The sequence below is a fragment of the Streptomyces niveus genome (genome assembly GCF_001723055.1).
In the GTDB taxonomy this organism is placed as follows: domain Bacteria; phylum Actinomycetota; class Actinomycetes; order Streptomycetales; family Streptomycetaceae; genus Streptomyces; species Streptomyces niveus.
Genome location: NZ_MDCR01000289.1, coordinates 1 through 12,878 on the forward strand (window position 1 = coordinate 1; position 12,878 = coordinate 12,878).

At 69.1% G+C, this 12,878-nt stretch carries 13 protein-coding genes; 6 read left to right on the plus strand and 7 right to left on the minus strand.

The window, feature by feature from the left end; genetic code table 11:
- Positions 1 to 167, plus strand: a 167-nt coding sequence (locus BHU15_RS38690) for an Lsr2 family DNA-binding protein (RefSeq protein WP_171908468.1), incomplete at its 5' end; no start/stop codon positions are given.
- On the opposite strand, the gene BHU15_RS28690 is transcribed toward BHU15_RS38690, so the two are convergent.
- Positions 146 to 805 (minus strand): SCO3374 family protein, encoded by a 660-nt coding sequence (locus BHU15_RS28690; protein WP_069629828.1) that lies wholly within the window; start codon positions 803 to 805, stop codon positions 146 to 148. The two genes, BHU15_RS38690 and BHU15_RS28690, sit on opposite strands and share 22 nt — an antisense overlap.
- Positions 806 to 1,256: 451 nt before the next feature.
- Between BHU15_RS28690 and BHU15_RS28695 the strand changes: the two genes are divergently transcribed.
- Both BHU15_RS28695 and BHU15_RS28700 read left to right on the plus strand, forming a co-directional pair.
- Positions 1,257 to 3,788 carry an ATP-dependent Clp protease ATP-binding subunit gene (locus tag BHU15_RS28695; RefSeq protein WP_069629829.1) on the plus strand — a complete coding sequence of 844 codons (2,532 nt, stop codon included), beginning with the start codon at positions 1,257 to 1,259 and terminating at the stop codon, positions 3,786 to 3,788.
- A 594-nt stretch (positions 3,789 to 4,382) separates the two neighbouring features.
- The gene (locus BHU15_RS28700; RefSeq protein ID WP_069629830.1) at positions 4,383 to 5,057 is read left to right on the plus strand and encodes a M23 family metallopeptidase; all 675 of its coding nucleotides are present in this window, start codon (positions 4,383 to 4,385) and stop codon (positions 5,055 to 5,057) included.
- On the opposite strand, the gene BHU15_RS28705 is transcribed toward BHU15_RS28700, so the two are convergent.
- Positions 5,047 to 5,628: a TetR/AcrR family transcriptional regulator gene (locus tag BHU15_RS28705; protein ID WP_069629831.1), complete on the minus strand. Its 582-nt coding sequence runs from the start codon at positions 5,626 to 5,628 to the stop codon at positions 5,047 to 5,049. The genes BHU15_RS28700 and BHU15_RS28705 overlap by 11 nt on opposite strands.
- A gap of 139 nt (positions 5,629 to 5,767) precedes the next feature.
- Here BHU15_RS28705 and BHU15_RS28710 point away from each other — a divergent pair, with 139 nt between their 5' ends.
- The 3 genes from BHU15_RS28710 (at position 5,768) to BHU15_RS28720 (ending at position 8,458) form a co-directional block, all read left to right on the plus strand.
- Positions 5,768 to 7,360, plus strand: coding sequence for an MDR family MFS transporter (locus tag BHU15_RS28710; protein ID WP_069629832.1), 1,593 nt, complete (start codon positions 5,768 to 5,770; stop codon positions 7,358 to 7,360).
- Positions 7,361 to 7,515: 155 nt separating this feature from the next.
- Positions 7,516 to 7,929, plus strand: a complete 414-nt coding sequence (locus BHU15_RS28715) for a helix-turn-helix transcriptional regulator (protein ID WP_079128441.1) — start codon at positions 7,516 to 7,518, stop codon at positions 7,927 to 7,929.
- Positions 7,930 to 8,011: 82 nt separating this feature from the next.
- The gene (locus BHU15_RS28720) at positions 8,012 to 8,458 is read left to right on the plus strand and encodes a VOC family protein (protein WP_069629833.1); all 447 of its coding nucleotides are present in this window, start codon (positions 8,012 to 8,014) and stop codon (positions 8,456 to 8,458) included.
- 63 nt (positions 8,459 to 8,521) lie between these two features.
- Here the strand turns inward: BHU15_RS28720 and cseC are convergent, their stop codons facing one another.
- From cseC to BHU15_RS28745, 5 genes are all read right to left on the minus strand, one after another.
- Positions 8,522 to 9,835 (minus strand): two-component system sensor histidine kinase CseC, encoded by a 1,314-nt coding sequence (gene cseC, locus BHU15_RS28725; RefSeq protein ID WP_023539568.1) that lies wholly within the window; start codon positions 9,833 to 9,835, stop codon positions 8,522 to 8,524.
- A complete protein-coding gene (cseB, locus tag BHU15_RS28730; protein ID WP_023539567.1) occupies positions 9,832 to 10,536 on the minus strand; it encodes a two-component system response regulator CseB in 705 nt (234 codons plus the stop codon). The genes cseC and cseB overlap by 4 nt, the downstream gene beginning before the upstream one ends.
- 19 nt (positions 10,537 to 10,555) lie before the next feature.
- Positions 10,556 to 11,263, minus strand: coding sequence for a hypothetical protein (locus BHU15_RS28735; protein WP_435897015.1), 708 nt, complete (start codon positions 11,261 to 11,263; stop codon positions 10,556 to 10,558).
- Positions 11,251 to 11,871, minus strand: a complete 621-nt coding sequence (locus tag BHU15_RS28740) for a SigE family RNA polymerase sigma factor (protein WP_069629834.1) — start codon at positions 11,869 to 11,871, stop codon at positions 11,251 to 11,253. Before BHU15_RS28740 ends, BHU15_RS28735 begins: the two co-directional genes overlap by 13 nt.
- 323 nt (positions 11,872 to 12,194) lie before the next feature.
- On the minus strand, positions 12,195 to 12,878 hold a 684-nt coding region (locus tag BHU15_RS28745), incomplete at its 5' end, for an HhH-GPD family protein (protein ID WP_069629835.1).

Here is a 12,878-nt window from a genome sequence, read left to right on the forward strand (position 1 = left end):
CCGGTGGCCGCGCCGCCGGTGGCCGTGGCAAGGGCCGCGCCGCCGCGGGTGGGAACAAGGACACCGCGGAAATTCGCAAGTGGGCCAAGGAGAACGGCTACAGCGTCAACGATCGCGGTCGCGTTCCGGCCGAGATCCGCGAAGCCTACGAGAAGGCCAACGGCTGAGATTTCGTACCCGTCGATTCTCCACGAAGCAATCGGACCCGGTGGCACTCCGTCGCCGCCGTGTCCACGAGTCGAACGAGATCGGGGACACCCCCACCCCTGTCCCCGAGTCCGGCACTGCCTCCGGGCCCGTGTCCGAAATGAGTGAGAGCCGGCAGCGTCGGTTCCACCTCGCGTCCCGGCTCGGGGGGCCGCAGCCACACGGCGGCCCCCTGCTCCGCCCCCGGGCGCCCGCCGAACGACCCGCCCGGCGCGGCCCCTGTCGGCCCCCGCGGCCTTCCCGGTGGCTCGGGAGCGGTCATCCGGCCGCCGGCGCCCACGGCCGTCAGATCGAGCGCGACGCCGCCCCACTCCAGCCAGTCGAGCAGCCCCGGCAGTTCGTCCGCGCCGCCCGCGGCCACCAGCAGCCGCATCCGGCCCGCCGCCAGGGCCACCGGACCCGTCCCGGCCGCGCCGATCCGCCGCAGCACGGCCGCGCCCGCGTCGGCAGGCAGTTCCAGTACGTCGAAGCGGAGCCCGGTCAGCAGCGCGACCGGTGGTCCCGCCGCCGTGGCCCAGCCCAGCTCGTGCTCGTACCAGAAGGCGCTGCCGCCTTCGGACGGCAGCGGCGCGCGGGGGAGCGGGACGGGAAGAGCCATGCACGGACCAACTCCCCGCCCTGGCTTTGGGTTACGCAGAGTTGATGACCCCTCGCCCTGTGTGTTCGCGGCGGGGGCGTACAGAAGCATTCGGGAGTGCAAGGGTGTTCGCCCGTAGCGGAGCGAACGGGGGTGCGCCGCATGGACTGTCAGTGCTTACGGGTAAGACATTCCTAGTGGGGAGGGGCGACACGCGGTCCCGGACGTCTCACGTTCGCCATCGGCGTACCGATAGCGGGGGTATCTGTCTGGCCTGCGGGAACATCGTCTCGCACCATCAGGTTGGAGCAGGTGTCGGCTGTTCGTGAGGAAAGTTCGCCGTCGAGGCGGGGTGATCACGGCGGATGTCGGCAGTTGGAATGAGCGGTCCCCGCTTGCGGGACTAAGCTGCGGAAGGACAGGGAGGGGACCGACCCCTTTACTGCCTGACCGCTCTGAGGAGCGATTAACGATGTTCGAGAGGTTCACCGACCGCGCGCGGCGGGTTGTCGTCCTGGCTCAGGAAGAAGCCCGGATGCTCAACCACAACTACATCGGCACCGAGCACATCCTCCTGGGCCTTATCCACGAGGGTGAGGGTGTCGCCGCTAAGGCCCTGGAGAGCCTCGGGATTTCGCTCGAGGCGGTCCGCCAGCAGGTGGAGGAGATCATCGGGCAGGGCCAGCAGGCTCCGTCCGGCCACATCCCCTTCACGCCCCGTGCCAAGAAGGTCCTGGAGCTGTCGCTCCGCGAGGCCCTTCAGCTCGGCCACAACTACATCGGCACCGAGCACATCCTGCTCGGCCTGATCCGCGAGGGCGAGGGCGTCGCCGCCCAGGTCCTCGTGAAGCTGGGCGCCGATCTCAACCGGGTGCGGCAGCAGGTCATCCAGCTGCTCTCCGGTTACCAGGGCAAGGAAGCCGCCACCGCCGGCGGCCCGGCCGAGGGCACGCCCTCGACCTCGCTCGTCCTGGACCAGTTCGGCAGGAATCTCACCCAGGCGGCCCGCGAATCCAAGCTCGACCCGGTCATCGGGCGCGAGAAGGAGATCGAGCGGGTCATGCAGGTGCTGTCCCGCCGTACGAAGAACAACCCGGTCCTCATCGGCGAGCCCGGCGTCGGCAAGACGGCGGTCGTCGAGGGACTGGCGCAGGCCATCGTCAAGGGCGAGGTGCCCGAGACCCTCAAGGACAAGCACCTCTACACCCTGGACCTCGGCGCCCTGGTCGCGGGCTCCCGCTACCGAGGTGACTTCGAGGAGCGCCTGAAGAAGGTCCTCAAGGAGATCCGCACCCGCGGCGACATCATCCTGTTCATCGACGAGCTCCACACCCTGGTGGGTGCGGGCGCCGCCGAGGGCGCGATCGACGCGGCTTCGATCCTGAAGCCCATGCTCGCCCGTGGAGAGCTGCAGACCATCGGCGCGACGACGCTCGACGAGTACCGCAAGCACCTGGAGAAGGACGCCGCGCTGGAGCGCCGCTTCCAGCCCATCCAGGTGGCCGAGCCGTCGCTCCCGCACACCATCGAGATCCTCAAGGGCCTGCGGGACCGTTACGAGGCGCACCACCGCGTGTCCATCACGGACTCCGCGCTGGTGGCCGCCGCGACGCTCGCCGACCGCTACATCTCGGACCGCTTCCTGCCGGACAAGGCGATCGACCTGATCGACGAGGCCGGCTCACGGATGCGCATCCGCCGGATGACCGCGCCGCCGGACCTCCGCGAGTTCGACGAGAAGATCGCGAACGTCCGCCGCGACAAGGAGTCGGCCATCGACTCCCAGGACTTCGAGAAGGCAGCTTCGCTCCGCGACAAGGAGAAGCAGCTGCTGGCCGCGAAGACCAAGCGGGAGAAGGAGTGGAAGGCCGGCGACATGGATGTCGTCGCCGAGGTGGACGAGGAGCTGATCGCCGAGGTCCTGGCGACCGCCACGGGCATCCCGGTCTTCAAGCTCACCGAGGAGGAGTCCTCGCGGCTGCTCCGTATGGAGGACGAGCTCCACAAGCGCGTCATCGGCCAGAAGGACGCCATCAAGGCGCTCTCCCAGGCCATCCGGCGTACGCGGGCGGGTCTGAAGGACCCGAAGCGTCCCGGTGGCTCGTTCATCTTCGCCGGCCCCTCCGGAGTCGGTAAGACGGAGCTGTCCAAGACGCTCGCCGAATTCCTCTTCGGTGACGAGGACGCGCTGATCTCCCTCGACATGTCGGAGTTCAGCGAGAAGCACACGGTTTCGCGTCTCTTCGGTTCTCCCCCCGGATACGTGGGGTACGAAGAGGGCGGCCAGCTCACCGAGAAGGTGCGCCGGAAGCCGTTCTCCGTCGTCCTCTTCGACGAGGTCGAGAAGGCCCACCCCGATATCTTCAATTCCCTTCTGCAGATCCTGGAGGACGGTCGGCTGACCGACTCCCAGGGCCGGGTCGTGGACTTCAAGAACACGGTCATCATCATGACGACCAACCTCGGGACCAGGGACATCTCCAAGGGCTTCAACCTGGGCTTCGCCGCCCAGGGCGACACCAAGTCCAACTACGAGCGGATGAAGAACAAGGTCAACGAAGAGCTCAAGCAGCACTTCCGGCCCGAGTTCCTCAACCGTGTGGACGACACGGTCGTCTTCCACCAGCTCACCGAGGAAGACATCATCCAGATCGTCGACCTCATGGTGCACAAGGTGGACGAGCGCCTGAAGGACCGGGACATGGGCCTTGAGCTCAGCCCGAACGCCAAGGCGCTGCTCGCCAAGAAGGGCTACGACCCCGTTCTGGGCGCCCGGCCGCTGCGCCGGACGATCCAGCGCGAGATCGAGGACATCCTCTCCGAGAAGATCCTCTTCGGTGAGCTGCGCCCCGGTCACATCGTGGTCGTGGACACCGAGGGCGAGGGCGAGGAGAAGAAGTTCAGCTTCCGTGGCGAGGAGAAGTCGGCCCTGCCCGACGTCCCGCCGATCGAGCAGGCCGCCGGCGGCGCCGGTGCCGGCCCGAATCTGGCGAAGGAAGCGTGAGCCGACGCTGAACAAGGGCTGAGGCGAGGCTGAGCCCAGCCACGAGGGGTGGCCCGGGACCGTAACTGGTTCCGGGCCACCCCTCTGTCATGCCCGGCCGCTGCCTCGGTCCGTCCTCGGTCCGTCCTCGGAACGGCTCTCGGGAAGGCCCTCAGGCCGGGTGGATCATGCTCTCGGTACGTGATCGACATGGCCTCGCGATGGCCCCGATGTGGCCCGCGCCGTGACAAGCCGCACACCCGTTTCCCGGCCTACGACCCGGAATAGTGGTGAAGCGGGTGATTCCGCCGGGACCTTCGGAAAGGTCGGCATCGGGACCTTGGTCCTGAGGGCCCGGAAGGCGGCGGTGGCTGGGGCGTGCGGCGGGCGGGCACCCTTGTGACGTGCGACGAAACAGTATCCAATCTGGACATTTCGGGTCACGCGGAACGGATGCTTCAGGTCGTCAAGGGGTCGAGACGCAGGTGCGGCGACTACGACGACATGTCGTAGATGGGCGGTTTGGGGTGTGATGGGCGGTCGGGTTACCAAGGTGTGGCAAGCCACCGCCCGGTGCCCTGAGTGCCGGGTCCATTGATGCCCGGAGGTTACTCAATGTCGCAGCGCACCACGCCCCGCCAGTCCACGCTCCGTACCCGTGCCGCCATCCTGGCCGCCGGACTCGGAGTGACGACGGCGCTCGGCGCGGGGGTCGCGTTCGCCGCGAACAGCAGCGGCGACGCAGGCGCCCCGGCGTCGGCCGCCGCGGTCGTCGACAAGGCCGACAGCTCGCAGAAGGCGGGCGCGGCCAAGGCCGCCGACAAGGCGAAGGACAAGAAGGAAAAGAAGGCCAAGCTGAATCCCACCTGGGTCAAGCCGGTCTCCAAGTACACGCTGAGTGCCACCTACGGCACCGGCGGCGGTATGTGGGCCAGCAAGCACTCGGGCCAGGACTTCGCCGTCGACGTCGGCACGAACGTGAAGGCCGTGCACACCGGCACCGTCGTGAAGGCCGGCCCGAACGGTGCCGGCGACGGCCCCGCGTACGGCAACGCGATAGTCATCAAGCACGGCACCGGCTCGTCCGCGAAGTACTCGCAGTACGCGCACCTGTCCAAGGTGAAGGTGAACGTCGGCCAGAAGGTCGACAAGGGCCAGAGCATCGCGCTCTCCGGCAACACCGGCAATTCGAGCGGTCCGCACCTGCACTTCGAGATCCGTACGACCCCCAACTACGGCAGCGCGATCAACCCGGTGAACTTCCTGCGCTCGGCCGACGTCATTCTGTGACCCCCTGAGAGCGCACCATCAGATCGGTGGCGACCTCGAGGATGGCTTCCTGCTTCTCCTCGGGGTCGCCTTCGACGTCCCTGAGGGCCAGCATCCCCGCGTGCATCGTGAAGATCGCGGTGAAGCAGCGGACGCGGTCGGCCATCGTGCCCTCGGGCTGCTGGAGCAGCTCCAGCAGCCGCAGCATGCGGCTCTTGAAGGTCTCTCCCACGCTCAGATCGCGCATCGTCGCCTGGTTCTCCTGCATGAAGCGGAACAGAGGCGCGGCGGCGGCGAGTGAGTCGCTGTAGCGGCGCAGGACCTCCTTCTTCACTTCCAGGGTCTGAGGCTGCGACTCGCCCCAGGCGATCAGCTCATCGACCGGCCGGGCCAGGTCCTGGAAGAGGCTGATCACGATGTCTTCCTTGGTCTTGAAGTGGTAATAGAGCGCGGCCTTGGTGACGTCCAGGTGCTCGGCGATCTCACGCAGCGAGGTCTTCTCGTACCCCTGCTCGGCGAAGAGTTCCAGCGCGACGTCCTGGATGCGCTGGCGGGTGTCCCCACCCCGACGCGGCTGCGCTGTGCTGCCCATGACTGCTCTCCCCGAAACTTACTTACTTGACGACCGGCTAGTGACAGGTCTACTTTCCCCAGTGTACTAACTTGCCGGTCGGCAAGTAAGTGGCGGTACAGAACCAGGAAACAGACCAGAAAACAGGGGAGTGGGGGCCATGTCGATCGACACGGCAGCGGGGTCGGACCTCAAGAAGAAGGCGGAGCCACAACCGCGAAGTGTGCGCGTGGTGCTGCTCGCGCTCATGATCGCGATGCTGCTCGCCATGCTGGACAACATGATCATCGGCACCGCGATGCCGACCATAGTCGGCGAGCTGGGCGGTCTGGAGCACCTGTCCTGGGTGGTCACCGCGTACACCCTCGCCACCGCCGCGTCGACCCCGATCTGGGGGAAGATCGGCGACATGTACGGGCGGAAGAAGATCTTCCTGCTCTCCATCGTCATCTTCATCATCGGCTCCGCGCTCAGCGGCATGGCCCAGGACATGGGCCAGCTCATCGGCTTCCGCGCCATCCAGGGCCTGGGCGCCGGCGGGCTCATGGTCGGCGTCATGGCGATCATCGGTGACCTCATCCCGCCTCGTGAGCGCGGCAAGTACCAGGGCATGATGGCCGGCGTGATGGCCCTCGCCATGATCGGCGGACCGCTGGTCGGCGGCACCATCACCGACCACCTCGGCTGGCGCTGGAGCTTCTACATCAACCTCCCGCTCGGTGCCGTCGCCCTCGCGATGATCGTGACCGTGCTGCACCTGCCCGCCGTGGAGCGGACCAAGAGCAAGGTCGACTATCTCGGCGCGGCCCTCCTGACGGTCGGCATCACCTCTATCGTGCTCGTCACCACCTGGGGCGGTACGGAGTACGCCTGGAGCTCCGCGGTGATCATGGAGCTGATCGCCATCGGCGTCGTCACGCTCACCGCGTTCGTGTACGTGCAGACCAAGGCGCCCGAGCCGATCCTGCCGCTGCACATCTTCCGCAACCGCAACTTCACCCTGATGCAGGTGATCGGCTTCCTGACCGGCTTCGTGATGTTCGGAGCCGTCCTCTTCCTGCCGCTCTACCAGCAGTCCGTCCAGGGCGCGTCGGCGACCAACTCCGGTCTGCTGCTCCTGCCGATGCTGCTGTCGATGATGGTCGTCTCGCTGATCGCGGGCCGGGTCACCACCAACACCGGCAAGTACAAGATCTTCCCCATCATGGGCAGCGCCCTGATGGTCGTCGGCCTTTTCCTGCTCGCGCAGATGGACGTCGAGACCTCCCGGCTCACCTCCGGCGTCTACATGGCCGTCCTCGGTGCCGGTATGGGCTTCCTGATGCAGATCACGATGCTCGTGGCGCAGAACAGCGCCGAGCCGCGTGACATGGGCGTCGCCTCGTCCTCCACCACCCTCTTCCGTACGCTCGGCAGCTCCTTCGGCGTCGCCATCATGGGCGCGCTGTTCACCAGCAAGGTGCAGGAGGAGATGGCGGCGCGCGGCGGGGACGCGGTGACGCAGAAGTCCGCGCAGCTCGACGCGGCGAGCCTGGCGAAGCTGCCGGACGCGGCGCGTGAGGCGTACCAGATCGCGGTGTCGTCCGGTACGCACGTGGCCTTCGTGCTGGCCGGTTCGGTCGCGGTGATCGGCTTCCTCGCGGCGTTCTTCGTCAAGGAGGTCCCGCTGCGGGGCGCCGGCCCCGAGAAGGCGGGCGCGGCGGACAAGGGCGCGGCACCGTCTGGCGGGGACACGGCGGCGCAGTCCGCTTAAACCCGCTTAGACGCTTTATCGGGCGCCCTGTGGACAGCGGAGAGCCGTTGTCGGTGGCGCGTGCCAGCATCGAGTACGTGGACAGAACACAAGCAGGTCAGCAGCCGCAGGTGCCCCTCACGCACCTGCGGCAGCTGCGTCTCGCCAAGGACGCCATGGACCGCGACTGGGCCGGCCCCCTCGACCTGGACGCGGTGGCGGCGCACGCCGGGTATTCGCGGTATCACTTCGTGCGCGCCTTCAAGGCGGTGTACGGGCAGACGCCCGGCCGCTATCTCTCCCGCCGGCGCATAGAGCGCGCCGAGGAGCTGCTGCGCTCGGCGAATCTCACCGTCACCGAGATCTGCGCGCTCGTCGGCTTCAGCAGCCTCGGCACGTTCTCGAAGCGCTTCAAGGAGCAGACCGGCAGCACCCCGAGCGCCTACCGGACGAAGCACGCGGGCCGCGGGGCCGCGCTCATACCGGGGTGTTACGCCCTGCTGTCGGCCGGTGGCTTCCCGTCCCGTGACGCGGGCGCACCCGGCCCCGACAGGCCAGGTGAGGACCGCAATTCTGGAGAAGCCCGGTGACACCGCTCATGTCTACGGTGAACGAGGACGCACGGGCCCCCTGAGCGGGCCGCGTACGGCACATCTCTGCGAGGAGCACGACATGATCAAGGGTCTCGCCATCTCCACCGTCTGGGTGCTCGACCAGGACCGGGCCAAGGAGTTCTACGTCGACAAGCTCGGCCTGGAGGTCCGGACGGACATGACCCTCGGTGAGGGAGGGATGCGCTGGCTGACGGTCGGTGCCAAGGACCAGCCCGACGTGGTGCTGACCCTGATGCTGCCGGGCGGGCCCGCGGCGGACGAGGAGTCCGCCGCCGCGATCAGGACGCTCGTCAGCAAGGGGATGCTGGGCGCCGGAGTGCTCGCCACGGACGACATCCACGGGGACTACGAGAAGCTCAAGGCCAAGGGCGTCGAGTTCCTCCAGGAGCCGCAGGAGCGGCCGTACGGGACGGAGGCGATCTTCCGCGACGACTCGGGGAACTGGTTCTCGTTCACCCAGACCAAGGAGGGGGACCTCGACCTGGAGAAGGAGTGGGCGTCATGACGGGGGTCTGACCGGCAGGGGACCACGTACGAGGGCGCACGAGGGCGTCCGCGTACGGGGGCGTCAGTCCGGGAACTCGATCATCGGGAAGCTGCCGGTCGCCGTCGGGGCGTGCTCGGGGAGCCACAGGACCGCGATCGCGCCGCCCGTCTCGTCCGGGCCGGGCGTCGGGCTCTCCGCCGCCGCGTTGCGGAAGGTCAGCCGCGCCCCCAGTACGCGGGCCTGACCGGCGGCGATGGTCAGCCCGAGACCGTGGCCGTGCCCGGCGCGGTCGCTCGCGCCCGTACGGAACCGGCTCGGCCCGTCGCGCAGCAGCGCGTCGGGGAAGCCGGGACCGTGGTCGCGTACGCGTACCACCCGGCCCTCGACGGTCACCTCCACCGGTGTGCCGCCGTGCTTGGCCGCGTTGGCCAGGAGATTGCCGAGGATCCGCTCCAGCCGGCGCGGATCGGTGCTCACCCACGACTCGTGCACGACAAGGATCCGCACCGCGGGATCGAGCAGTGCCACCCGCCTGCTGACGAATTCGCCGAGCGCGATCTCCTGAAGCTCGGCGCGCTCCGACGCGCTGTCGAGCCTGGCGACCTCCAGGACGTCCTCGACCAGCGTCCGCATGGCCTGCGCGCGGTCCCTCACCAGCTCGGTGGGGCGGCCGGGCGGCAGCAGCTCGGCCGCCGTGAGCAGGCCCGTCACCGGCGTACGCAACTCGTGCGCGATGTCGGCGGTGACCCGGCGCTCCGCCTCGATGCGCTCGTTCAGCGCGTCCGTCAGGGCGTCGACCGCGCGGGCCAGCTCGTCGGTCTCGTCCCGTACGACTCCGCCGACCGCCTCCCGTACCCGCACGTCCGTATTGCCCTGCGCGACCTTGCCGGCCGCCGCGGCGGCCTTACGCAGCCGGCGCGAGAGCTGTCCGCCGATCAGCACGCCCAGCGCGCAGCCGCCGACCACCACACAGACCGAGCCGATCAGCAGGGCCTGGTCGAGATCCTTCATGATCGTCGCGGAGCGGTCGGCGAACTTGCTGTTCAGGGAGAGCACACCGCTGTCCACCGGTACGGCCGCCCAGACGTCGGGCGTCCCGTCGGCGGAGTCACGCACAAAGGTGGCGCGCCTGCCCTGCTGCACCTTCTTCCGCAGGTCGTCGGGGAGCGCGGGGTCGTTCAGCTTCGTGCCGAACTTCAGCTCGTGCGTCGAGTCGTACATACGCTGCGCGAACAGCAGCCGCTCCAGCTGGACCTCGCGGGCGTTGTCCAGCATCGAGAGCTGGGCCGCGTTGTGCACGACAAGGCTCAGCGCCATCGCGGTGAGGGCGCCGACCGCCGCGATCGCGATGCTGATCTTCCACCGGACGCCGGTGCGCAGGGCGAATCGCTTCATGCCTTGAGCTTGTAGCCGAAACCGCGGACCGTCTCGATCCGGTCCTGTCCGATCTTTGTGCGCAGCCGCTGCACGTGGACGTCCACGACGCGGGTGTCACCGCCCCAGCCGTAGTCCCAGACGCGTTCGAGCAGCTTGTCACGGGACAGGACGGTGCCTGGCGCGGCCGAGAACTCGATCAGCAGCCGCATCTCGGTCGGTGTCAGCGCCACCGGCTCGCCCCCTTTGCGTACCTCCATGCCCTCCGTGTCGATCTCCAGATCGCCGAAGGACCGCGCGCCCTGCTCGTCCGTCCGGTCGTGCCCGGCCAGCTCACCGGCGGGACCGCCCGCATGCCCGAAGCGGCGCAGCACGGCGCGGATCCGGGCGACCAGTACCGCGCCGTCGAAGGGCTTGGTCACGTAGTCGTCGGCCCCCGCCTCCAGGCCCAGCACCACGTCGATCGAGTCGGCGCGCGCCGACAGCATGATCACGGGAACGGTCGACTCGTCCCTGATCCGGCGGCAGAGGCTGACACCGTCGAGACCCGGCACCATCACGTCGAGCAGCGCGATGTCCGGCCGGTCGGCCCGGAACGCCTCCAGGCCGGACAGGCCGTCCGGCATGGCCGTCACCACGAAGCCGTCGCGTTCCAGCGCGAGCTGGGTGGCCTCGCGGATCACGTCGTCGTCCTCCACGAAAAGGACATGGGTCTCGGCCATCGGGCAGCTCTCAGCTCTCTCAGTTGTCGGTCGGCGAGGACGGCGCCGGGACGGTGTCCACGGGACCGCTGCCGACCGCTCCGCTGTAGTTGTTGCGCACCCGGTAGCGCTCGGTGAATCTCGTGTCGGCCCAGCTGTAGGTCACGACGTCCTCACCGGACGGATACGCCACGGGGTCGCCCTTCGCGTACACCTGGCGGGTCACCACCAGCTCGCCACGGTCGATCGTGGCGTACACGGCGGGTTCCTCGGCGACGAAGACGTTCTCGTACTGATGGTCCTGGTCGGACTCACGGTAGACGTACGTGCCGAGCCCCACGGCATCGTCGCAGGTCATCACGTTGACCACGACGTCGGGTGCGGTGCCGCCGGTCAGATTGCCGTACGAGGTGTCCACCGGGTAGGCGTTCGCCGAGCAGGGTTTGAGGTCGGCCTTCACCCGGGTGCTCACCTTGGGGTCCCGCCGGAGCAGGGCCACCGGGTCGATGTCCTCGGCCGGTCCGGCCGACGCCTCGGAGGTCGGCGGGGCGGCGGGCTCGGCTGTGGCGACGACCGCCGCGCCCTCGTCCCTGGTGCCGGTCGTGTTCGTGGAGCAGCCGATGGCGAACACGCCGAAGGCGAGGAGCGCCGCCAGCGCCACACCGCCGGTGGCGGTGGTCGCGGACAGCGTCACCCTCTTCGGGGACCGGCCGGGCGTGCTGTCTCCGTCGCGCTTCAGGCCGCGCACCTCTCCTGCTCCCGTCCGTCGCGACGATAACCGGCCCGCTCCGGAGCGAGGGTGCGCGGTGCGCGGTGCGCGGCGCGCAGGTTCCCCGGCGTCCGGCGCTCCGTGTCACGGCGCTCCAGCTCCCGGGCCTCCAGCTCCTCGCGGAGTTTGGCGAGCGCCCGGTGCAGCGTGCTCTTCACCGTACCGGTAGACATGCCGAGCGCCGCCGCCGTCTCCTCCGTACTCATCTGCTCCCAGTGCCGCAGCACGACGACGCTGCGCTGCTTCGGGGCGAGAACACCGAGGATGTCGATGAGCAGGGCGCGGTCGGCGCGCTGCTCGGAGCCGTCCTCGACGCAGGGCTCGGGCAACTGCTCGGTCGGCACCTCTTCGAGCTTGCGCGCACGCCACCACTCGGTACGGGTGTTGATCATGACCCGGCGCAGATAGGCGTCGGCGAGCGACTTGTCGGCGATGCCGTCCCAGCGGCCGTAGGTACGGGCCAGGGCGGTCTGGAGCAGGTCCTGGGCGTCGACCGGGTCAGGGACCAGACGCCGGGCACTGCGCAGAAGAGCCTCCTGCCGAGTGCGTACGTACTCCTCGAATTCGAGCACCTCGCCGTGCGCCATGCCAACCGCCTCCCACCCCGTGAACTGCACCGTGTACCGCGCTTCTGTGGTCTTCGCTTACGTCACAGAAATTACGGAGGCGTTGTCACGAGGCCGTGCGCGCCAGCCCTCGGCGGGCGCACGGACATCCATCGGTTGTGTAACGGCGGGGACGGAACGGACGAATGCGCGCGGGGTGTGAGTGACGGGTGAGGCGACGGACGGAGAGGCCGGCGGGCCGACAGACGGACGGCCGGCCCGGAGGGGCCGGCCGATGCGGAGCGGTGGAAACGGGGCGGTTGATACGGGGCGGATGGTGGTCGGTCCAGGGCGGCGCGGTCAGGTCAGGTCAGCGGCAGCCGGTACAGGTCGTCGGCCATCGGCTCGACCAGCCCGTCGGCCACCAGTCCGTCCAGCGCCCTGGCCCGCTGCGCCGGTTCCTCCCAGACGGCGTCGAGCACCGCGAGCGGTACCGGCGCCACCGCCTCGCGCAGTACGGCGAGCAGCTTGCCGCGCACCTGGCGGTCCGTGCCCGCGTACGTCTGGCCACGGCGGGCCGGACCCTGGTGCGCCGGTTTGCCGGCCAGCCGCCAGGCGCACTTCGAGGCGATCGGGCAGCGCGCGCAGTCCTCGTTCTTCGAGGTGCACACGAGCGCGCCGAGTTCCATGGAGGCGGCGGCCCAGCGGGCCGCCGTCGGCTCGTCCACGGGCAGCAGCGCGCGGGCCAGTTTCCGTTCGGCGGCGGTCGTCGCGTTCGGCGGGTACTGGATACCGGCGGCGGCGCGCGCGAAGACACGGCGCACGTTCGTGTCGAGGACGGCGTGCCGTTGTCCGTACGCGAACGAGGCCACGGCCGCCGCCGTGTACTCGCCGATCCCGGGCAGCGCGAGGAGCTGGCCGTGCTCCCGGGGTACGTCGCCGCCGAACCGCTCCGTTATCGCCAGGGCCGCCCCGTGCAGCCGTAGCGCTCGGCGCGGGTAGCCGAGTCTGCCCCAGGCGAAGCGGTACGCGCCTGGGGCAGACTCGGC